Below are 20,140 nucleotides of genomic sequence, written 5' to 3'. Positions count from 1 at the left end.
TGGAGTTACACGCCAGGCTTTGGGGAAGTGGTCCGCAGCGGTTTCCCTGAAGCGACCAGGGATCTCGGAGAGCCTGCGGGTGGATCCGGATGCGCATGCGCGTGACGCCGGCGGAGTCCGTGGAGATCGCGGCGACCGGGATGGAGGACCGGAGGCCTTCCTCGAAGGATCTGGATTGGATCCTGGGGAACCTGCGCTGGCTCCTCATCGTTGCCATGGCCCTGGGCGCCGTCCTGAACCAGAGCTCGTGGCGGGCCTCGGAGATGGCCTTCGTGGCGCTGCTCGCCCTCACCGGGATCTATAATTTCTTGGTGCTGCTGGCCCTGCTTTTCGTGCGCTCCCCGCTGCCCTTGCCTTCCATCACCCTGGCGGGGGATACGCTGGTGACGCTCTCCTTCATCGCCCTCACAGGCGGACTGCGGAGCCCGTTGTTGTTCTTCGCGTTCCTGCCCATTGTGACCGCCGCGTTGCGGATGGGCTGGTGGGCGGGAGAGCTGGTGACCCTCGGCCTGTTCGGGGGCCTGGCCCTCTGGGAGGGCCTTCGGGGCGGGGAAGGGCTGAGCCTGTCCACCCTCCTGATCGCAGGCAGCGTGCTGGGGTTAGGGGCATTGCTCACCGGGATCGTCGGCGACCGCCTGAAGCGGGAGATCCTGCGGGAGCTCCGGGCGCGGGAGGTGAGCCAGCGCCGGCAGCTGGCTCAGATCCGCCAGCAGCTCCAGGGCATCTTCGAGCTGGCCGCGGCCCTGGGGCAGATGCGGCGGGCCGAGGAAATCCTCCACGCCGCCCTCGAGGCCAGCGAGAGCCTGTTCCGGGGCACCGGGCATCCGGTCCCGCCGATGTTCATCGCCCTGCTGGAGCCGGAGGGGATGCGTATCGCCGCCGCCCGTCGCTTGCCCCCTCGGGATGAGCGCATGCAGCTTCTCGGCCTAGAGGGGGGGCTTCGGGAGGCCCTGGAGCGGGGGGAGCCGGTTCTTCTCTCTCAACCCGCCCAGGACCCTGAGCTCGGTCGTCTGGTGGTCATGCGCATCGCCCGGGCCGCGCTGATCCTTCCCCTGGGGATCGGGCCGGAGCGCTATGGGGCGCTCGTGATCGGGAGCCCGGATCCCCAGGCGTTCACAGGGGAACGACAGGATCTATTGCGGATCATCGCCACCCATGCCTCGATCGCGTTGCAGAACGCCCTGCTGTATCACACCCTTCAGCGGGAGAAGGAGCGCCTGGTGGAGGTGGAGGAGGAGGCCCGGCGGCGGCTCGCTCGGGAGCTCCACGACGGCCCGACCCAGAGCGTGGCGGCCCTGGCCATGCGGTTGAACTTCCTGCAGCGGTTTCTCCAGCATGATCCGGCTCAGCTGCCGGCGGAGCTGGAGAAAGCCGAGCAGATGGCCCGCCAGGCAGTGCAGGAGCTGCGCCACTTCCTCTTCCGCCTGCGCCCGCTGATCCTGGAATCCCAGGGGCTGATGGCCGCCCTCACCCATCTCGCGGAGAAGCTCCAGGAGACGGAGCCCTTCGCCATCCACCTGGAGGTGGATCCGGAGGTGGATCGGCTCCTGGATCCCAACGCAAAGGGGTTGGTCTTTTCGATCATCGAGGAAGCCATCAACAACGCCCGCAAGCACGCCGAGCCGCGGAACGTCTGGGTACGGGTGCGGGTGGAAGGGGACCGGCTACAGGTGGGAGTAGAGGATGACGGCCAGGGTTTCGACCCTCAGGCGCTGCGGGCGGACTACGCCCGTCGGGGCAGCATGGGGATGCTCAACATGCTCGAGCGGGCGGAGCTGCTGAACGGCGTGCTGGAGGTGGAGTCCGCCCCGGGCCAAGGCACCCGGGTGCGGCTGGAGGTGCCCCTCGCCCGGGCAGCCCTCAGCTCGGAGCCCTCGCCCCCGGATACGCCATGATGTCGGCCGGGATCCTGTCGGGGCTGGCGGCGGTTCTGGCCTTGGTTCTGGAGCGTGTCTCCCCCCTCGTCGTCCGCCGGGCACCGGGTTGGGGGCGGCTGCTTCTGGAGGGGATCGCGCCCTTTCTCTATGGGCTGTTGCCCTTGCTCATTGTCCTGCAGCAGGGCTGGCTCAGCCTGCGGGAGGTCGGGCTGATCGGCCCCGTGCCCCTGGCCCCCGGTGCCTTCCTGGGCTGGTCCGTCGCTGACTGGGCGCGCGGCCTGGGCCTGACCGCGCTGTATAGTGGGATCACGGTCCTCGTCCTTCGCCTGGCCGGGTTGCACCGGCCGGCTTCCTCCCGGAGGTCGGCGCTTCGAGCTTTCGAGGCTCTCCCCATGGGGCTGGGGCGGGAGGCCATGCTGGGACTGTGGCGGGGGGTTCTATGGGCGGCAGGGGTCTCGGATCCCCTTCCGGTTGCCTGGATGGCCTTTGGGATCTGGTGGGGGGCGGCTCGAGGCCTAAGGGTGCGGGGAGGGGATCCGCCCGGGCCTTGCGTCTGGGGCGGTGTCCTGGCCGCTACCGTCCTCTTCAGCCTCACCGGCAACCTCTGGCTCAGCGCCTTGGCCCATCTGCTGGTCCTCGGGCTTCTGGAGCATAGCGAAGCCTCTCCTTCTCCCAAGCGCGAAGCCGATGAAATGCCCTTCTCTGAAGATTGACCACGGGAGCGAGGCTCAGGCGGGAGCGAGAAAGCCAATTCCCATCCATCTCTCTCACATCTGAACGATAGGGTGGGTGTGTCCCAGATTTGTCGGGCATGGCTGCTGGGTAGGACGGGCTTCTTCCCCCGATCGGAGATTTGGATGCCGGTCAACGGCCTGCGGTGGCCCTGTGTGAACCGATGGCGCAACGGGAGGGGAGAAAGACCGATGCGGGAGGCGCGGCTTCCCCCACGATCTCCGGCCGCCTCGAAGACGGGAGGCTCGGGGCCGGAGCCCTTCCGGTTGTAAGCCGAAATTCATTTCGGCATCCACATGCTTGTTGTAGGAGCAGCTTCCGCCGCGACCTTGCAGGATCGAGACGACGAGGGTTGCCTCTTGTCCCTTTCCGATTATTTAGGGGAGTTGTCTTGCGATTTTGGGACACATCCTCTGGCTTGGCAGACTTGACATAGGCCTGCCTTTTGTATATACTTTGAAATGCAGTGAGGTCTGGCCCCATGAAACCGCATCCGGAGGCGCCTATGATCCTGAGAACTCTCTGGCGTGCGGTGCTCCTCCTGTCTGTGGTGGGTTTAATTGCAGGCCCGACGAGCCTTCCGGTCGGTGTCCAAGCTTCTGTATTCAGCATCCGAACCGATCTCTGCACGTGCCTCCACTCCTCAGCCTCCTTCCCCTGGTCCCCGCGTTGAGACCGCCTCAGACCCCGCGTTACGCAAGCTGGCTCCGGAGCTTCGGGCTTCGGCGCTGCGACCGACTCAGCGCTCGGTGCTGGTCAGCGTCCTAATGGCCCGGGATACAGACCTCAATGGCCTGATGCGGCGAGTGATTTACAGCAAACCTCTCAACGGCATCCGCTGGGCCATCGGCGAGGTCCTGGATACGAATCTCCGCAAGCTCGCGGGCATCCCCGGCGTGATCTCGGTGATCTCCCCGGACTCCTATCAGCCGGTGGAGGCCCCTTGGGATGACGGGGCGAAGCCGCAGCGGGAGCGGCTGACCTCGAAGGAGATCCGGTCGTTGCTACAACAGGGCGGAAAGGAAGCTCTCCTCCGCAAGCTCCAGGAGCTCCGCTCCCGAAGCACTCCACGGCCGCAGCCAGAGAGGCCCGATCGTATTCGATCCCAGGGAGCCCTTCCGTCCGCCGCCCCTGAATCCGGGATCCAGCCTGCTACCGTGCAAGTGAAGGACATCCACGGCGCCTCCGCGGCATGGGCCAAGGGCTACACCGGCGCCGGGGTGACGGTCGCCGTTGTGGACACGGGGGTGGACTTCGGACATCCGGATCTTCAGGGGACGCAGGCTCGCATCCCCAGCGGCCCCTATGCCGGCTGGCCCTTCGCCTACAACACGCTATCCGGGGCCTTTTATGCCCTGGACCCCACCATGACCATCGGGCCGGATAATTACTGGGACCTGGTCACCCTGACCTGGTTCGCCCACACCCTGCCGGTCACGGGAGCCGCATGCAACGGCGTCACATGCACCGCAGCCCTGACGTTGGACTTCACTAATGCTTCCGCCTCCACACTTTCCTTCGTCTGGCCCGACTGCTCCCGCAGCGGCCAGTATTACTACACGGTGCATCCAGACATCAATCATCTGATCGCAGGCTTGTATCTCAGCCTGGGTTACGCGGCAACGGTTGTGGCCCCTGCGGTCGTCATCGTGGCCGACGAGGCCGCACCCGGCGTTTACGACACTGTGTATGTAGATGTGGATTTCGACCAGAATCTCGCCGATGAGAAGCCGATGCGCAAGGGCAGCGAGCTGGCGGGGGCGGACCTCTATGACGCGGCCGGCAACCCTGGGGCGGATGGCATCTGGGATCTCTCCGCGGGGATGCTGAGCTGGATCGCGGACGGAGTGAACCCACCGCCAGGCGTCTCGGCCCTCTACCCCGGCGTGGCTGTCCCCGCGGCCGGGCGCCTCATCTCCTTCATCGGGGATGAGGACGGACACGGGACGAACTGCGCCGGCGACATCGCCGCCCAGGGAGTGATCACCGACCCCGAATGGGTTGGGCCCATCAATCCGCTTTTCGCCGGCGCGGCGAACATCGGCGGCGCCGGCGGGCCGGTGCTGGCCGGGATGGCCCCGCAGGCCAAGGTGGCCGCCTTCCAGAACGGCTTCAACCTCCCCTTTGACTCCTGGGTCCTGGCCGCCCTGGGCTTTGACGGCGTCCCCAACAGCGGGGACGAAGCTCAGATCATCAGCAACTCCTGGGGCGCCAGCGGCACCCTCAACGACGGCTGGGACGCCACCTCTCGCTTCGCCCACTGGCTGAACAATTACTTCGCCCCCAACGCGGCCTTCTTGGTGGCTACCGGGAACGGCGGCCACGGCTACGGCACGGTGACGGAGCCCGACGGCAGCTCCATCATTGACGTAGGCGCCAGCACCTCCTACGGCTCGCTGGTTTATTTCGAGCTCGTCACCCCTGACCAGTTCACCTACGGCGACGTGCAGCCCTGGTCCAACCGCGGCCCCACCACCCTGGGGGATGTCTCGCCGGATGTGGTGGCGGTGGGCGCCTGGGGCACCGGTGCGAATCCATTGAATCTTAACCCGATGTTCTATGTATATGGCCTTCCTTGGACTGGCCAGGCCGCCTACGATATCTTCGGCGGGACCTCCATGGCCACGCCCATCGCCGCGGGGAACCTGGCCCTGGTCTATCACGCTTTCCGCGCCAAACACGGCCGCTGGCCGACGTGGCAGGAGGCGAAGGCGATCTTCCTCAACGGCGCCCACGATCTAAGCTATGATGTGCTGACCCAGGGCTCGGGCAATGTGGACGCCAACCGGGCCACGGATATTGCGGCGGGGATGAACTACGGCTACTGGGTAGAGCCGGCCCAGTGGGTCGCTGGCAGCTACCGGGGCGTCGAATACGCCGCCTTCCCGGCGATCGTGCTCCCGGGCCAGACCGTCACCAAGACCTTTACCGTTCACAACCCCACGGGCGTGCCGTTCTCGGTCAGCCTGCAGGACGTAACGCTCCAGAAGGTCGCCGAGATCACCTTCACCCTCTCCTTCCCGTCCTTCAGCCCGCCGCCCTTCACCCGCCCCACCTGGATCACGGACATCACCCCTCTTATTGAAGCCTACGATCCAGATCTGGTGCGGGCCCAGGTGATCTTCCCTTATAGCGTGTTCGATACCGATGGCAACTACGCATTCGATGACCGCTGGCGGGTCCTCTTCTACGACTGGACCGATCTAAACGGGGACGGGAACCTGTGGACGGACACCAACGGCAACGGCCAGGTGGATGCGGGGGAGATTGATGTCGTCAGCGGAATATACGAATATAACCGCTTCACATACGGTTATCCCAGCGGCACTTACCTAGAGGCCAGCCTGGGCCGCGACAGCCTGTCCCGCCGCCACGACGGCGTTTTCTTCGGCGTCCAGCGGCGCACCGGCTCTGATGCGGTTACGATGCAAGTGCGCATTACTTTCTACAAGAAAGCCGACTGGGGCTGGCTGAGCCTCTCGGCTTCCAGCGTGAGCCTGCCGGCGAGTGGGAGCGCCACCTTTAACGCCACTCTTGCAGTGCCCGCCACGGCGCGGCCGGGCGTCTACGAAGGCGCCATCGAGGTGCACCACGGCCCCCATAAGCACGTGATCCCGGTGGTGGCGCATGTGGCGGCCAGCGGGCCCACTTTCGACTTCGGAGCTGCCTCCCTGACCGAGCCCATCGGCAACCAGCCCTACGACAACGGCCATCTCTTCGGCGGCTTTGACTGGGGCTGGCGCTACGAGTCCGGGGACTGGAAGCTCTACTACTTCGACATTCCGGACGGCACCGCCGCCCCGGGCAAGGCGATGGTTGTGGACACCCGCTGGGTCACGGTGCCCACCGATGTGGACACCTGGATCTTCGGCCGCGCCGCTGACTTCTACTCCACCCTGGATCCCACTTTCTTCGGCCCCCAGAGCGTGGAGCTAGTGGGCGGAAGCAACGATACCTACATCGGCAGCGGCCGGTTCGTCTTCAACACCGCCACCGGTGGACCGCGGGAGATCGTGGCCGGCGAGATCCGGGATGGCCTGGGCTTCCTGGCGCTGCACAATGTCCTCTACGCCGGGACGCAGTTCGGCGAGCCCCTCGTGGGGGCCGCCTATGCGGTCCAGGCCCTTCCGTTCCCGGTGGTGATCACCACGCCGGTCACCTTCGGGAGTTGGACACAGGTCTTCTCCACCACCCGCACGATCCCGGAGGGCATCCAGGTCCTGGCCTTCGGCCTGAGCCAGCCGACGGTCCTCCTGAACCAGATCGCCTACCAAGATGATCCCAATGATCCATGCACCGCCAGCTGGGTGATTTCCCAGACCATCAGCAGCGGCGGGCTGCTGGAGGCGACCACGGCCAGCGCGGCGCCTGGGCTCGACATCGACCTCTACGTCTACCAGGACGACGGCGACGGCGTCTTCGAATGCGGGACCCAGGATGCCCTGCTTGCATCGTCCACCACACCCACGGCCTTTGAGCGGGTCCGCATCACCCTGCCGCCGGATGGCCGCTACTGGATCACGGTCCACGGCTGGAACGTGCCCGGCGGAAGCCAGCCGTTTGACATTACGATCCACGCCATCCAGGGGACGGACCTGATGGTCGGCGGGGTGCCGTCGGGCCCGGTGGTGGCAGGGACCCCGGTGAGCTTCCAGGTTTCGTTCTCCAAGGCGGTCACTCCGCCGGCTACCTACTACGGCCTGCTGTTCATCGGCCCGGCTCCGGCCCCCACGGCCCTTCAGGTCCCGGTCACCATCCACTTCGTGCCCACGGCGGCCACCCTCTACTTACCGCTGGTGATGAAGAACGCCGGGCCGTAACCCGTCGCTCTCCTCCTCGATCACCGGGCGGCGCACCCTTTGGGGTGCGCCGCCTGTTTTTTGAAGGATCCATAGGGGCCTCCTTATGAACCGGCCCTCCGTCCTCCCCTAATCCGTGGCTTGGGGGAAGAGAGAAGCCGCGCTAGAGAAGGCTGGATGGAGGGTCTGGGGGATGGAGTCCCATGAGGAGCAGGTGTTGGCGCTGCTTCGAGCGCCCGGGGTGCTGACGGAGGAGCTCCGCCGTCGCCTGCTGGAGCTATTGCTGGAAACCTCTTCCCGTCCCATTCCTTATGAGGAGTTCCTGGCCCTGGCCGAGTGGGTCCAGGGCGAAATCCGCCCCTACAGCCCCGCCTCCCGAAGCCACCAGGATATCGCCGGTTTCCTCTGCACTTCTGCGCACCTACGTGGAGCGCCACCGCCTGGGGGTGGTGCTGCCCGCCCTCTTCCAGATGAAGCTCCCCCGCTCCGGCCGCGAACCCGACCTCCTCTTCGTCGCCCCGGAGCACCTCTACCGTCTCCACCCCACCCACTTAGAAGGCCCCGCTGACCTGGTGGTCGAAATCGTCTTCCCCGGAAGCGATCCCCGCGACCGCGGCGAAAAATTCTACGAATACCAGGAAGCCGGCATCCCCGAATACTGGCTCCTCGACCCCCAAAGCCAGTGGGCCGAGTTCTATCAACGGGACGAGCGGGGCCGCTTTCAGCACGCGCCCCCGGACCCCCAGGGGATCTATCGCTCCCGAGTCATCCCCGGATTCTGGTTGCGGGTGGACTGGCTCTGGCAGGACCCGTTGCCGTCCGTGGATATGATCCTGTTGGAGATCGGCGGTGAAGCCTATGCGCGCCGCCTGATCGAACGTCTCCGGGAGCGGGGATGGCTCTGATCCGCGCCCGGCGCGCGGATGCTCACATGCTTTCCACAGCCCGGCGCGGGATCAAATAGCGCTCCGCGGGCTCGCCCGCGGGAAGCTGCGCGGCCAGGGCCAGCCAGAGGCGTTGCGCTTCCTCCCGGATCTCCTCCAGGGACGGGGCCTCCCCCATCGCCCGCAGCACTTTCCCCAGGGCGATGCGGGCCGTGAGGGCGGCGGGACGGAACCCGGCCGCGTCCGCCCAGCGGATGGCCTCCTCCAGCACCGGCCGGGCTTCCTCGGGTCGGCCCACCGCCCGGGCCCAGCGCCCCATCTCTACCGCCGCGTGCACGAACTCCGCCACCAGCCCGCGACGCCCGGTGTAGCGCAGCGCCTGACCCAGCATGGTCCGGGCCTCATCGGGGCGGCCCCGCAGGCGCGCCAGCCGGGCTTCCCCCACCAGCCCCACACTGCGGGCCACGGCATCCACGGCCCGCCCCTGGGCCAGGGCCTCATCGAGCAAGGCCGTCGCTCGCTCCAGATCTCCCTGGGCGAGGACAGCCATCCCCAGCCCGATTTGGGCGCTCAGCCGATGGGCCCGCAACGCGGAGCGGCCCTTGAGCAACGTGAGCACGCTCTGGAACTGCGCCTGGGCCTCCTCCAGCCGGCGGGCTCGCAGGGCCAGATAGCCCTGAAAGATCCGCGCCCAGATGGTGCTCCAGTCCATCTCCGGCACCCGGCGGGCCAGCTGCAGGCCCCTGCTCAGCCAGGCTTGAATCCCGGGGAAGTCCCCCCGCAGGTCCTGCAGATAAGCCATCAGGTTGCAGCCCATTACGACATGGGGCCACTGGGCGGTGGCCTCCGCGATGGTCAGCGCCTGGCCCAGACACGCCTCCGCCGCCTCCGGCATCCCCTGCAGGGTGAGGATCCAGCCATAGAGGTTCAGCAACAGCGGCGCCTGTTCCGGGGCCAGGGCCTCCGCCAGCTCCTTCCACGGCCGTCCCCAGAGCGGCGGAGCCGGCTGGAAGAGCGGCTCCCGAAGCGGAGACCCCGCCGGCTCCTCCCCGAAGACCAGCTCCACCCGGTCCAGCAGGTCGGCTTCCGCCGGGCTCAGCACATCCGCGAACTGCCCGCGGATCTCCCCAGCAAGCCCGCCGGCTTCCTCCAGACGGCCCAGCATCGTCAGCGTGGTCATCAGCCGGCGGGCGGCGTTCAGCGCGTGCAGGCGATCCCCCTGGGCCTCCGCCCACTCCCGGAACCGCGTGTACGTCTCCACAATCCCTTCCCAGTCTCCCAGGGCCTCCAGGGCCATCCCGCGCCCCAGATAGGCCCGCCGGATCCACTCCGCCATCCCCTCGCCCCCCGCGCCCCGGGCAGCGTGGAGCGCCTCATCGTAATGGCGGACCGCCTGGCGGAACCCATAGGTCCGGCGGGCGTGATCGCCGGCCTCCACCGCATATCGGACCATCGCCGGCAGGGCGGAGCGGCCAGCCCGTTGGAAGTGATAGGCGATCTCCGCGCTGTAGGGGCCCGGATGCGGGCCGTAGAGGGCGGCCAGGGCCTCGGCCAGCCGGCGATGCTGCCGCCGCCGCACCACCGGCGGGATGGCCTCGTAGATCACCCGGCGCACCACCTCGTGCACGAAGGAGAGACGCTCCTCCGCCTCCTCCCGCAGGAAATGGCGCTCCAGGAGGATCCGCAGATGGGGCGTGGGGTCCGGCGGGCCGACCAGCTCCAGCCACTGGAGGGGAAAGGCGCGGCCGATCACCGCCGCGATCTCCAGGATCTCCCGGGCGCCCTCCGGCAGGCGAGCCACCCGCTCCAAAACCAGGGAACGCAGGGAGGAGACCGCCGCCGGCCCCTCCAGGTAGCGCTCCAGGAGCTCCCGGCGGAAGCCTCCCTCCGCCGCGCGGACGGCTCGCAGCAGCTCCGCGGTGAACAGGGCATTCCCCTCCGTCAGACTGTAGAGCCGGCGCGCCAGCTCGCGGAGGTCCTCCAGAGGTTCCCCGGACAGAGAAGCCAGCCAGTGGACGATGGCCTCCAGGGGAAGGCGCCCGACCCGGATCCAGGAACCGATCCCCTCCCGGCGCAGCCCTTCCAGCAGATAAGCAGCCTCCTGCCCTTCAGGGGCTTCCCCCGGGGTATAGGCCAGCAGCAGCACCAGGGGATGGCGAGCCGCGCGGCGGGCCAGCCGTCCGATCACTGTCAGAGTGGCCTCATCCGCCCAGTGCAGATCGTCCACGAACACCACCAGGGGGCGCTGATCCGCCAGGGCGATGAGGAGATTGGCGAAACCGTCGATCAAGCGATGGCGGTTCTCCTCTGGGGTGGTCTCTGGAACAGCCGGGAGGTTGGGGAACAGGAGATGGAGAGAGGGGACCAGGCGGGCCACCTGGGCCAGGGCTGGGGCAGGCAGATAGGCGCGCCGATCGGGGGGCAACTGGCTCAGGAAGCGCCGCAGGCTCTCCGCCAGGGCGGCGAACGGGAGGGTGCGTTCGATGAAGATCCCCCGAACGTAGAGAACATCCGCCTCAGGGGCGAAACGGCGGATCGCCTCGGCCGCCAGCCGGGTCTTCCCGGCCCCCGGCTCCCCGCTCAGGATCCCGACGCCGCCGGATCCATACGACCACCCGGCGAAAATCCCCCGCATCCGTTCCAGCTCGGCCTCCCGCCCGACGAATATCTCCTCGGGCCCTCCCTCCCCCTCCGGAAGGTCCCGGAGAGGCTGGACGGAGGCGATGGGGCGCGGCAGGGCCAGCTCTCCCCGCCGCAACGCCTCGTAAAGGGCCTGGGTGGCCGGCGAGGGTTCCACCCCAAAGGCCTCTCGCAGAGCCTGCCGACACCGCTCGTAGGTGCTGAGGGCCCCCGCGTGGTCTCCGATGGCGATCTGGTAGCGCATCAGCGCCCGGTAAGCTGGCTCCCGGAACTCGTCCAGGGTGATCACCCGCCGGCAGAGGGAGATGGCTTTCTCCGGCACGCCGGCCTCCGCCAGCAGCTCCGCCAGCTCCAGCGCGGCCTCCAGATAGCGCTCCCGCAGCCGTTCCCGTTCGGCAAGGGTCCACTCCGCGTAAGGCTCCTCGATCAGGAGGTCGTCCCGATACAATGCCAGCGCCTCCATCAGCCGCTCCCGGCGCTCCTCCGGGGAGACGGACCGCCCGGCTGCCTCCAGCAAGTCGTCAAAGGCCCAGACGTCCACCCACAGCGGAGCCTCCGGGACCACGGCATAGCCCGGCGGCTGGGCGCGGATATACCGCGAGGCCCGAGGCGGCCGATCCGGCTCCAGGGCCCGGCGCAGGGCGTGGACCGTGCTGCGCAGGGTGATGGCCGCCCGTTGGGGATCCGCCCGTGGCCAGAGCCAGTCCAGGAGCTGATCAGCCGGCACCGGCCTCCCTCGGGCCAGGAGCAGGATCTGGAACAGCTGCTTTGCCCGCCGGGTGAACCAGTCGGCCTCTGGGATCGGCGTTTCCCCCCGCCACACTTCGAAACGGCCGAACATCCGCACACGCAACATCTCCCACCTCGCTCACGCACCCAGGACACGCCTCCCGGCTCGAAGCGCTCGGAGACGGAGGAAGGCGATCCAGACCGGGGGGCCCATGGTGAAGAACGCCACGATCCCCAGGGCCTGCATCAGCGGATCCGCCCGGGGGTTCAGGAGGGGATAGAAGACAAAGGCGGCACCGGCGATGGCATACGCCACGACCGCCTCTCCCATAGGGGCCGGAACGGAGGCGGGGGACGGCCACCGACGGGAGATCCCGAGGTAGAGACCGTAGATCAGCAGCATCGTGACCATCCAGCCGATGAAATTCCGGACGGGGACCCCAAAGTAAGGGCCGGCCTCCTGCCATACCCAGAAGCCCCGCCGGGCCATCGCCGGATCCATCGCCAGGTCCCATCCCGTCATCCACATGGCCGCCAGCACCGCAACACCCCATCCCCGGGGGGATGCCGGAGGCTCATCCAGGGCGATGCAGGCCAGCAGGAACGCCGGGTAGGCCATCATGAACCAGGCGAGGGGGATCAACACGGGGACGCTCAGGAGGCGCGGGCCCAGGCGCTCGGTGTAGGCGTAAGGGCCGTAGATCCAGCCGGTCGCCACCCCCACGGCCTCCAGCGTCAGGCTGATCCCGAAGGTCAGGCCCAGGAGGAGCAGCGCCCGGTGCCGGCCCAGGGTGGGGAGCGCATGGGCGAGGGCGAACCCCCACTGCAGCAAGGTGTTCAGCGGCATCAGCCAGAAGGGATTCGGCCATCCCCATGCCAGGGCGATCAGATGGTAAAAGGTCACCGCGCCGAAAGCGATCAGCAGGAGCCTTCGCATGCCTCCTCCCGTAGCCATCGCTCAAGGATCTCCCGCGCCTTCCGGGCAGCGCGGGCCCGATGGCTGATCCGGTTTTTGACCTCCATGGGGAGCTCAGCCATGGTCTTCCCGAGCTCCGGGATGTAAAAAATCGGGTCGTAGCCGAAGCCGGAGGACCCCCGGGGCTCGAAGGCGATGTAGCCCTCGACACGGCCCTCCACCAGCACCGGCGCCTCCCCCGGCCGGGCCAGGGCGATCACACAACGGAACCGCGCGGTCCGCCGGGGCCACGGGACATCCGCCAACCTCGTCAGGACCTCGCGGATGCGGTCCGCATCCGTGGCCGCGGGCCCGGCGAATCGAGCGGAGCGGGCGCCCGGCGCGCCCCCCAGGGCGTCGATCTCCAGCCCCGAATCGTCGGCCAAGGTCCACAGCCCGCTGCGGGCCGCATAGTGGGCCGCCTTCCAGCGGGCGTTCTCCTCCAGGCTGTCGTGGGGTTCCTCGGCGACCTCCTCGATCCCCAGCTCCACAGGATCCGTCAGCCGGAGGGGGAGATCGCCGAGGAGCGCCATCAGCTCCCGGCGCTTCCCGGGGTTATGCGTGGCGATCAGGAGGACGCGCTGTGGCATCGGGGGAACGAGAGGGCTCATCCGCGCGCTCGTTCTGCAGCTTCTCGATCCCGTTGCGGACCACCTGCAGGAGGCGAGAGAGGGTTTCCTCCAGCTCCAGGAGACGGGTAAGGGCGTAATCGTCCGCGTCCGCTTTCAGGCGCTCGGCCTCCCGCTGGGCCCGCTCGATGATCAGGGCGGCCCGCTGCTCCGCAGCCTGGACCACCTGATGCTGGGCGATGAGCTCGCTGGCCTGCTCCTGGGCCAGGGCGACGATGCGCTCTGCCTCCTCCTTAGCCTGGGCGATGATCCGCTCCCGCTCCTGGGCGATCCGGCGGGCCTGCTTCAGCTCCTGTGGGACGGCCACCCGCATCTGATCGATCAGATCCAGCAGCTGACGTTCCTCCACCACCACCCACCTGAGGAAGGGAAGGAGGCGGCTGCGCAGGACCAGCTGCTCCAGCTGATCGATCAGATGGAGGATGTCCATCCCAGCCCTCCTTCGTTTCGGGCGCCTCGACGGCGCCTATTCGCGGATCGAGACGATGGGCACCGCCTCGCCAGCCCGCTCGGCGGCTTTGGCAGCCAGGGCCCGGGCCACGTGCGGCGGGACCATGGCGGAGACGTCGCCGCCGAGAAGGGCGACCTCGCGGACGATGCTGGAGCTGATGAAGGCATAGTCGCGGCTGGTCATCAGGCAGACCACTTCAATCTCCGGGGCCAGCTGCTTGTTGGTCAGGGCCATCTGCAGCTCCAGCTCGAAATCCGAAATCACGCGCAGCCCCCGCACGATCACCCGGGCGCCGATGCGTCGGGCGAAATCCACCGTCAGCCCGCTGTAAGCCATCACCGTGACGTTAGGGAGATGCTGAAGAGCCTCCCGGGCCAGCGCCAGCCGCTCCTCCAGCGAGAAGAGGAGGCTCTTGCTGGGCCGATCGTAAACCCCCACCACCAGCTCGTCGAAGATCGCCGCCGCCCGGGTGGCGATATCGATATGTCCGTAGTGGATCGGATCAAAGGACGCCGGATACAGGGCTCGGGTCATTCGGCGCTCCTCGCGATCAGATCTCAGCTCGGCTCCACCGGGCCCTGCCAGAAACGGGTCACCGCCTCCGCCAGACGGCGGTGCTCCGGGGCCTGCAGCTCTGGATCCCGCTCCGCCAGGCGCTCTGCGGCCTCCCGGGCGAGCTCCAGCAGGCGCAGGTCGGTGAGGTCCGCCAAACGCAACTCGGGGAACCCGCTCTGGCGGGTGCCCAGGAAATCCCCTGGCCCACGCATCTCCAGATCCTTCTGGGCCAGCTGGAAGCCGTCGTAGATGGTCTCGATGGCCCGAAGGCGTTCGATGGCCGCTTCCGAGGGGGACTCCGCCAGCAGGAGACAGTAAGAAGGATAGGTGCTGCGGCCGACCCGCCCGCGGAACTGATGCAGCTGGGCCAACCCGAAGCGGTCCGCCCCTTCGATCAGGATCACCGTGGCGTTAGGCACGTCCACGCCGACCTCGACCACCGGGGTGGCCACCAGGACCTGGATCTCCCCGCGGGCGAAGGCGTTCATCACCGCTTCTTTCTCTTCGGATTTCATGCGTCCGTGGATCAGCCCCAGCCGCAGGTCGGGGAAGACCTCGCGCTGCAGCCGTTCATACTCCTCGACGGCTGCCCTGGCCTCGATTTTATCGGAGCCTTCCACCAGCGGACAAATGATATAAGCCTGATGGCCCTGCGCCACCTGCCGGCGGATGAAGGCGTAGGCCCGCTCCCGCTCCTCGGGCATCAGCCAGCGGGTGAGCACCGGCCGCCGGCCAGGGGGCATCTCGTCCAGCACCGAGAGGTCCAGATCCCCATACAGAGTGAGGGCCAGGGTGCGGGGGATGGGTGTGGCGGTCATGACCAGGACGTGGGGGTTATAGCCCTTGCCCCGCAGGGCTGCCCGCTGCAGCACCCCGAAACGCTGCTGCTCGTCGATGACCACGAAGGCCAGATCCCGGAACGCGACCTCCTCCTGGATCAAGGCGTGGGTGCCCACCACCAGCTGGCAGCTCCCCTCGGCCAGCTCGGCGTAGATCTGCGCCCGCTCCACCCCGGTGACCCCGGCGGTCAGCAACCGGATAGTGGGGGTGGGCAGGCCGGCAGCTGCCCAGCGCTCGGCCAGGGCGAGCAGGTTGCGGTGATGCTGCTCCGCCAGGATCTCCGTCGGCGCCATGATCGCGCTCTGGACCCCCGCCAAGAAGACCGCGTAGGCCGCCAGGGCCGCCACCACCGTCTTGCCGGAGCCCACCTCCCCCTGGAGCAGGCGGTTCATCGGCACCCCGGATCGCAGGTCCTCCAGGATCTGGGAGAGGGCCCGTCGCTGGGCGTTCGTGAGGGTGAAGGGAAGGGCCTCGATGGCCCGCTCCAGAAGGGCTTCGTCGAAGGCCAGCGCCCGGCCCGGCGCGCTGCGCCACCGTCGTCGGGCCTCCAGCAGGCCGATCTGCAGGTAGAAGACCTCATCGAAGGCCAGCCGCCGCCGGGCCTTCTCCAGGGGCTCCCAATCGTCGGGGAAGTGAACCTGCCTCAGGGCAGCGGGGAGATCCGGGAACCCATAGGCTTCCCGGATCCACGCCGGGAGGGGATCCTCCACCCGCTCCGCCCAGTAATCCACCACCCGCTTCATCAGCGAACGCATGAAGCGCTGGGTGAGGCCCTCCGTCAGCGGGTAGATGGGGACGATGCGAGCGGTGTGCAGCAGCTCGCGATCCGCCGGCTCCCATTCCGGGGAGCGGAACACCGGTCGTCCCAGGAACTCATCGACGCGCCCGCTCACCACGATGAACGCGCCCGGCTTGATGCGATCCAGCAAATAGGGCTGGTTGAACCACGTGCACTCGACGACCCCAGAGCCGTCCGTGATCAGCGCCTTGATCACCGTGAGGCCGTTCCCGGTCTGCCTGCTCCCGATGTCCATCACTTCCCCAATGACCGTCACCTCCTCCCCGACCCGCAGGCGGTGGATAGGCTTGAGGGCCCGGAAATCCACATACCGGCGGGGGAGCAGGTAAAGGAGGTCCCGGATCGTCTGGACCCCCAAGCGCCCCAGGCGCTGGGCTCGCTCCCGCCCCAGGCCGTGGATGACATGGACCGGAGCCTCCAGGCCCAGGGACTCGACCTGGGCGGCCCGGCGTGGGGAAACCGGTGGGGCCGGTCGGGCCCGGGGCTTTTCGGGAGGCTCCGCTTCCGGCTTGCGGAGGGCAGGAGGTTCCGGCGGAGCTGCAGGGTGAGGCGACGGCGGCGATGGTTGCGGGCGACCCACCGGCTCGGGTGGGGCCGGAGCGGCGCTGCGGCTGCTCCGGAGATGGCGCTCCCGCTGAAGGGCCTCCTGGATGCGGGCTTCCAGTCCTTCGACCAAGCGTCGGCGCTCCTCCGGGTCGGCGGCCTCATAGCGCCGCAGGTCCGCATAGATCGCCTCCAGGGCGAGGAGGAGCTCCGGATCCCCCCCCTGGAGCGCGGCCCGGGCCTGTCGATACCAGTGATCGGCGAAGCGGCCCATCCCGCCGATCACAATGCGGTTTCGATAGCCGTCCTGGGCTTCGTGCTTGAGGATCTTCTGGAGCTGCTGGAACGGCGAAGCCATGGAGGTTCTTTCCTCGAAGGCTTCAGGATGCGCCCTCGCCGGGCCGGCCCTCCTCGAGGAGCCGGATACGGACCGGCCGGCGCGGCGTTCCTTCATACCAGATGCGAACCGCCTGATCCCCGTATTTGGATCGAAACCACTCGGTGATCCGAGGCAGCTCCTCCAGCGGCAACGGCTCTGCGATCCCTGTCCACTGCCGCCCGGCGCCCTCCACGATCCCCTGCGGGTTCACCAACAGGTTTTGATACCAGTCGGTGCCCCGGCCGTGGGCCCTGGTGTGCGCCATCAGGTAGATCGCGTCCTCCCGATAAACGAAGCACAGCTCCACCCGATGCGGCCGGCCGCTCCGCCGGCCCCGGGTGATGGGCTCCAGCGCCTCCGCCGCCTCCAGCGGATGTCGGACCATCCGGTTCAGCCTCACAGGGATCCACCGGGATCTAAGTATAATCCAGAGCAACGATCCCGCGCAGCCGCGAACGAATCGGGGAGGACTGGATGACGCTTCGGCTCTACTGGGAGGATCCTTATCTCTGGCGATTCACCGCCCGGGTGGTGGAGGAAACCACCTATCAGGGCCAGCCGGCCGTGATCCTGGATCGCACCGCGTTCTACCCGGCCGGAGGCGGGCAGCCGTCCGATCGCGGGACCCTGAACGGGATCCCGGTGCGGGAGGTGATGGAACGAGAGGAGGATGGGGTGATCCTGCATCTCCTCGAGCGCCCGCTGGGGATGCAGGAGGTGGAAGGGATCGTCGATGGGGAGCGCCGCTTCGATCACATGCAGCAGCACACCGGGCAACACATCCTCTCGCAGGCCTTCCTTCGGGTCGCGGGTGCGCAGACCGTTTCCTTTCACATCGGCCATGAGGTGGTCACCATCGACCTGGAGACGACGGATCTCCCGGAGGCGGTCGCCGAGGCGGCGGAGGAGCTGGCCAACCGGGTGGTCCTGGAGAACCGGGAGGTGCGGACCTGGTGGGTGAATGGAGGGGAAGTGGAGGCCTTGGGGTTGCGCCGGAGCCCTTCTGTGGAGGGGCCGATCCGCATCGTGGAGGTGGCGGATTTCGATCGCAGTCCGTGCGGAGGCACCCACGTCCGGCGCACGGGGGAAGTGGGGCCGATCAAGATCCTGAAGTGGGAGCGTCGCGGCGGGGGAGTGCGGGTGAGCTTCCTCTGTGGCTGGCGGGCCCTGCGGGATTATCAGGGGAAATACCGGCGGCTCCTCCAGGTCGCCCGCCTGCTGAGCGCAGGGGAGGCGGATCTGATGGAGGCCGTGCAGGCATTGCAGCGCGAACTGAAGGAAGCCCGGCGCAGCTTGTCCCTCCTGCAGGAGCTCTACATAGAGGAAGTGCTTCCGACACTGGAACGAAAGGCATGTCCGGTGCCGTTTGGGGAGCTCGTGATCCACGTATGGGCGCAGCTGCCTCCCGGGCTGTTGCCCCGCCTGGCGCGGCGGCTCAGCGCCTCGGGGCCCCGCCTGGTGATCCTGGCGGCCGGAGGGAGCGCCGGTCTCCTCGCCGTGGCGTGCGGCCCGGGGATCCCCGTCTCGGCCCAGCAGATCCTGGAGCGGATCCGGAGCCGTCTCGGCTTCTCCGGAGGCGGGGGTCGTTCGGATTACGCCCAGGCCCCGTTGCCGCCCACGATTTCTATGGCAGATCTCCGGAAGATCCTTGAGGAAGCAAGTGGGGAGTTGACACGGAGCGCGGGCTGAACTTCCCAGCGTCGACCCGGCATTCTACTCACCTAAGGAGGGACGGCGGTGAGCGGATGGGGAGATCACTTCCTGGTTGGCGTCAACTACTGGCCGCGCACCAAGGCGATGTTCTGGTGGAAGGAATTCGACCTGGAGGAGGTCCGGTCAGACATGGCCGAGATCGCCGCCCTCAACCTGGAAGGGGTTCGCATCTTCCTGCTCTGGGAAGACTTCATGCCCACCCCCGAGAGGGTCGATCCCCGCATGCTGGAACGCCTCCGCCAGGTGCTAGACCTGGCCGCGGCGAACGGGCTGCGGGTGATCGTCACTCTCTTCACCGGGCACATGAGCGGCGTGAACTGGCTGCCGCCGTGGCTGCTGGACGGCGAACGAGAAAGCGATCCCCGTTTCCGCTTGATCGCCGGCGGGCGCGTCGTGAAAAGCCGCATCCGGGACCTCTACGAGGATCCTTTCGCCCTCGCGGCGCAGGTCCGGATGCTGGAGGCTGCCGCTGAGGCGGTGGGGGATCATCCGGCGCTGCTCGCATGGGATCTGGGGAACGAACCGGACCTGGTCCTGCAGCCCCGAACCCCTGAGGCCGCCGCCCGGTGGCTGGACACCCTCACCCGGGCTCTGCGCGCCATCGACCCCGCCCATCCCATCACCATCGGCTTCCACAGCCCCGTGCTGGAAGAGGACCTGGGGTTCCGGGTGCGGGCCCTCGCCCCTATGCTGGATTTCCTCTGCATGCATGGCTACCCGGTCTATGCGGCATGGGCTCGCCATCCGCTGGATGAGCAGGTTCTCCCTTTCCTGGCTCGGCTCACCGCCGACCTGGGAGGGAAGCCGGTGCTGCTGGAGGAGTTCGGATTGCCCACCGCGCCGCCCGGGCAGCCCACCCAATGGATCCCAATCCAGCTGGAGGATCGCTCGTTCGAGGTGACGCTGATCTCCGAGCACGAGGCGGCGGATTTCTATGAACGGGCGCTGGAGGCGCTGGTTCAGGAAGGCGCCCTGGGGGCCTTCATCTGGTGTTACACGGACTATCATCCGGATCTGTGGACACGGCCGCCGTGCGATCGCCTGATCCACGAGCGCCATTTCGGGCTGCTGCGGCCCGACGGATCCCGCAAGCCAGCAGCGGACGTCATCGCCCGTTTCGCCGCGCGCCGACGCCCGCTGGCCGCCCCTCCCTCCCCCTTGCCCGTCCCCGCGGACTACGAGGACCGGCCGGGGCAGGCGTTGCGGTCGCTTTACGCCCTGTTCCTGCAGGCCCGGGGCCGTTCTGGATCGTAGGCCCTCTGGGACGGCGTCCGGCGGGGGCCAGCGGGAGGGATCGCCCCCGCCGGACGCCTGTCTCGGCAGCAGACTTACTTGATCTCCACTACCGCGCCCACCGCCTCCAGCTTGGCCTTGGCGTCCTGGGCCACCTCTTTGCTGACGCCCTCCAGGACCGGCCGGGGGGCCGCCTCGACCAGATCCTTGGCCTCCTTGAGGCCCAGGTTGGTCAGCTGGCGCACCACCTTGATCACCTCAATCTTCTTCGGCCCGACCTCCTTGAGGATCACGTCGAACTCGGTCTTCTCCTCCACGGCCGGGGCCGCTGCGGGGGCGCCCGGCGCGGCCGCAGGGACGGCGGCGGCCACCGCGACGGGCG

General features: G+C 68.0%; 14 protein-coding genes. 6 read left to right on the top strand and 8 right to left on the bottom strand.

The features are described 5' to 3' along the window. The first annotated feature begins 89 nt into the window (after positions 1 to 89). From CFB18_RS09475 to CFB18_RS09460, 4 genes are all read left to right on the top strand, one after another. On the top strand, positions 90 to 1,895 hold the full coding sequence (locus tag CFB18_RS09475) for a GAF domain-containing sensor histidine kinase (protein ID WP_088571572.1): 1,806 nt from the start codon (positions 90 to 92) through the stop codon (positions 1,893 to 1,895). Further along, complete coding sequence (locus CFB18_RS09470) at positions 1,895 to 2,590, top strand: hypothetical protein (protein ID WP_088571571.1); 696 nt, start codon at positions 1,895 to 1,897, stop codon at positions 2,588 to 2,590. Before CFB18_RS09475 ends, CFB18_RS09470 begins: the two co-directional genes overlap by 1 nt. 816 nt (positions 2,591 to 3,406) lie before the next feature. Continuing rightward, complete coding sequence (locus tag CFB18_RS09465; RefSeq protein WP_159461677.1) at positions 3,407 to 7,429, top strand: S8 family serine peptidase; 4,023 nt, start codon at positions 3,407 to 3,409, stop codon at positions 7,427 to 7,429. A gap of 404 nt (positions 7,430 to 7,833) precedes the next feature. Beyond that, entirely contained in the window at positions 7,834 to 8,313 is a 480-nt protein-coding gene (locus CFB18_RS09460) for a Uma2 family endonuclease (protein WP_159461676.1), read from the top strand. Between the two features lie 22 nt (positions 8,314 to 8,335). Here CFB18_RS09460 and CFB18_RS09455 read toward each other — a convergent pair whose 3' ends face one another. Genes CFB18_RS09455 through CFB18_RS09425 form a run of 7 tightly spaced genes read right to left on the bottom strand, consistent with a single transcriptional unit; the run spans position 8,336 to position 17,197 of the window. After that, positions 8,336 to 11,788: an ATP-binding protein gene (locus CFB18_RS09455; protein ID WP_088571568.1), complete on the bottom strand. Its 3,453-nt coding sequence runs from the start codon at positions 11,786 to 11,788 to the stop codon at positions 8,336 to 8,338. 12 nt (positions 11,789 to 11,800) lie between these two features. After that, positions 11,801 to 12,598: a carotenoid biosynthesis protein gene (locus CFB18_RS09450; RefSeq protein WP_159461675.1), complete on the bottom strand. Its 798-nt coding sequence runs from the start codon at positions 12,596 to 12,598 to the stop codon at positions 11,801 to 11,803. Next, positions 12,580 to 13,206, bottom strand: coding sequence for an RdgB/HAM1 family non-canonical purine NTP pyrophosphatase (gene rdgB, locus CFB18_RS09445; protein ID WP_088571566.1), 627 nt, complete (start codon positions 13,204 to 13,206; stop codon positions 12,580 to 12,582). The genes CFB18_RS09450 and rdgB overlap by 19 nt, the downstream gene beginning before the upstream one ends. Next, on the bottom strand, positions 13,172 to 13,675 hold the full coding sequence (locus CFB18_RS09440) for an ATP synthase subunit B family protein (RefSeq protein ID WP_088571565.1): 504 nt from the start codon (positions 13,673 to 13,675) through the stop codon (positions 13,172 to 13,174). Before CFB18_RS09440 ends, rdgB begins: the two co-directional genes overlap by 35 nt. 36 nt (positions 13,676 to 13,711) lie before the next feature. Continuing rightward, on the bottom strand, positions 13,712 to 14,230 hold the full coding sequence (gene coaD, locus CFB18_RS09435) for a pantetheine-phosphate adenylyltransferase (RefSeq protein WP_088571564.1): 519 nt from the start codon (positions 14,228 to 14,230) through the stop codon (positions 13,712 to 13,714). Between the two features lie 23 nt (positions 14,231 to 14,253). Then, positions 14,254 to 16,791 (bottom strand): ATP-dependent DNA helicase RecG, encoded by a 2,538-nt coding sequence (gene recG / locus CFB18_RS09430; RefSeq protein WP_088571563.1) that lies wholly within the window; start codon positions 16,789 to 16,791, stop codon positions 14,254 to 14,256. Positions 16,792 to 16,813: 22 nt separating this feature from the next. Further along, positions 16,814 to 17,197 carry a nitroreductase/quinone reductase family protein gene (locus CFB18_RS09425; RefSeq protein WP_088571562.1) on the bottom strand — a complete coding sequence of 128 codons (384 nt, stop codon included), beginning with the start codon at positions 17,195 to 17,197 and terminating at the stop codon, positions 16,814 to 16,816. 89 nt (positions 17,198 to 17,286) lie between these two features. Between CFB18_RS09425 and CFB18_RS09420 the strand changes: the two genes are divergently transcribed. Then, a complete protein-coding gene (locus CFB18_RS09420; protein ID WP_088571561.1) occupies positions 17,287 to 18,501 on the top strand; it encodes an alanyl-tRNA editing protein in 1,215 nt (404 codons plus the stop codon). A gap of 48 nt (positions 18,502 to 18,549) precedes the next feature. Beyond that, the gene (locus CFB18_RS09415) at positions 18,550 to 19,779 is read left to right on the top strand and encodes a glycoside hydrolase 5 family protein (RefSeq protein WP_088571560.1); all 1,230 of its coding nucleotides are present in this window, start codon (positions 18,550 to 18,552) and stop codon (positions 19,777 to 19,779) included. A gap of 74 nt (positions 19,780 to 19,853) precedes the next feature. Here the strand turns inward: CFB18_RS09415 and rplL are convergent. Further along, on the bottom strand, positions 19,854 to 20,140 hold a 287-nt coding region (rplL, locus tag CFB18_RS09410), incomplete at its 5' end, for a 50S ribosomal protein L7/L12 (protein WP_143597571.1).

Origin of the sequence: Thermoflexus hugenholtzii JAD2 (assembly GCF_900187885.1) — a bacterium.
Classification (GTDB): Bacteria; Chloroflexota; Anaerolineae; order Thermoflexales; family Thermoflexaceae; genus Thermoflexus; species Thermoflexus hugenholtzii.
Note: the sequence above shows the minus strand (reverse complement) of the source record. Positions and strands in the feature narration are given on the sequence as shown.

Coding starts and splice junctions, on each gene's coding strand:
- CFB18_RS09420 (WP_088571561.1), top strand. CDS start 17,287: ATGACGCTTCGGCTCTACTGGGAGGATCCTTATCTCTGGCGATTCACC.
- CFB18_RS09475 (WP_088571572.1), top strand. CDS start 90: ATGCGCATGCGCGTGACGCCGGCGGAGTCCGTGGAGATCGCGGCGACC.
- coaD (WP_088571564.1), bottom strand. CDS start 14,230: ATGACCCGAGCCCTGTATCCGGCGTCCTTTGATCCGATCCACTACGGA.
- CFB18_RS09440 (WP_088571565.1), bottom strand. CDS start 13,675: ATGGACATCCTCCATCTGATCGATCAGCTGGAGCAGCTGGTCCTGCGC.
- recG (WP_088571563.1), bottom strand. CDS start 16,791: ATGGCTTCGCCGTTCCAGCAGCTCCAGAAGATCCTCAAGCACGAAGCC.
- CFB18_RS09465 (WP_159461677.1), top strand. CDS start 3,407: ATGCGGCGAGTGATTTACAGCAAACCTCTCAACGGCATCCGCTGGGCC.
- CFB18_RS09425 (WP_088571562.1), bottom strand. CDS start 17,197: ATGGTCCGACATCCGCTGGAGGCGGCGGAGGCGCTGGAGCCCATCACC.
- CFB18_RS09450 (WP_159461675.1), bottom strand. CDS start 12,598: ATGCGAAGGCTCCTGCTGATCGCTTTCGGCGCGGTGACCTTTTACCAT.
- CFB18_RS09455 (WP_088571568.1), bottom strand. CDS start 11,788: ATGTTGCGTGTGCGGATGTTCGGCCGTTTCGAAGTGTGGCGGGGGGAA.
- CFB18_RS09470 (WP_088571571.1), top strand. CDS start 1,895: ATGTCGGCCGGGATCCTGTCGGGGCTGGCGGCGGTTCTGGCCTTGGTT.
- rdgB (WP_088571566.1), bottom strand. CDS start 13,206: ATGCCACAGCGCGTCCTCCTGATCGCCACGCATAACCCCGGGAAGCGC.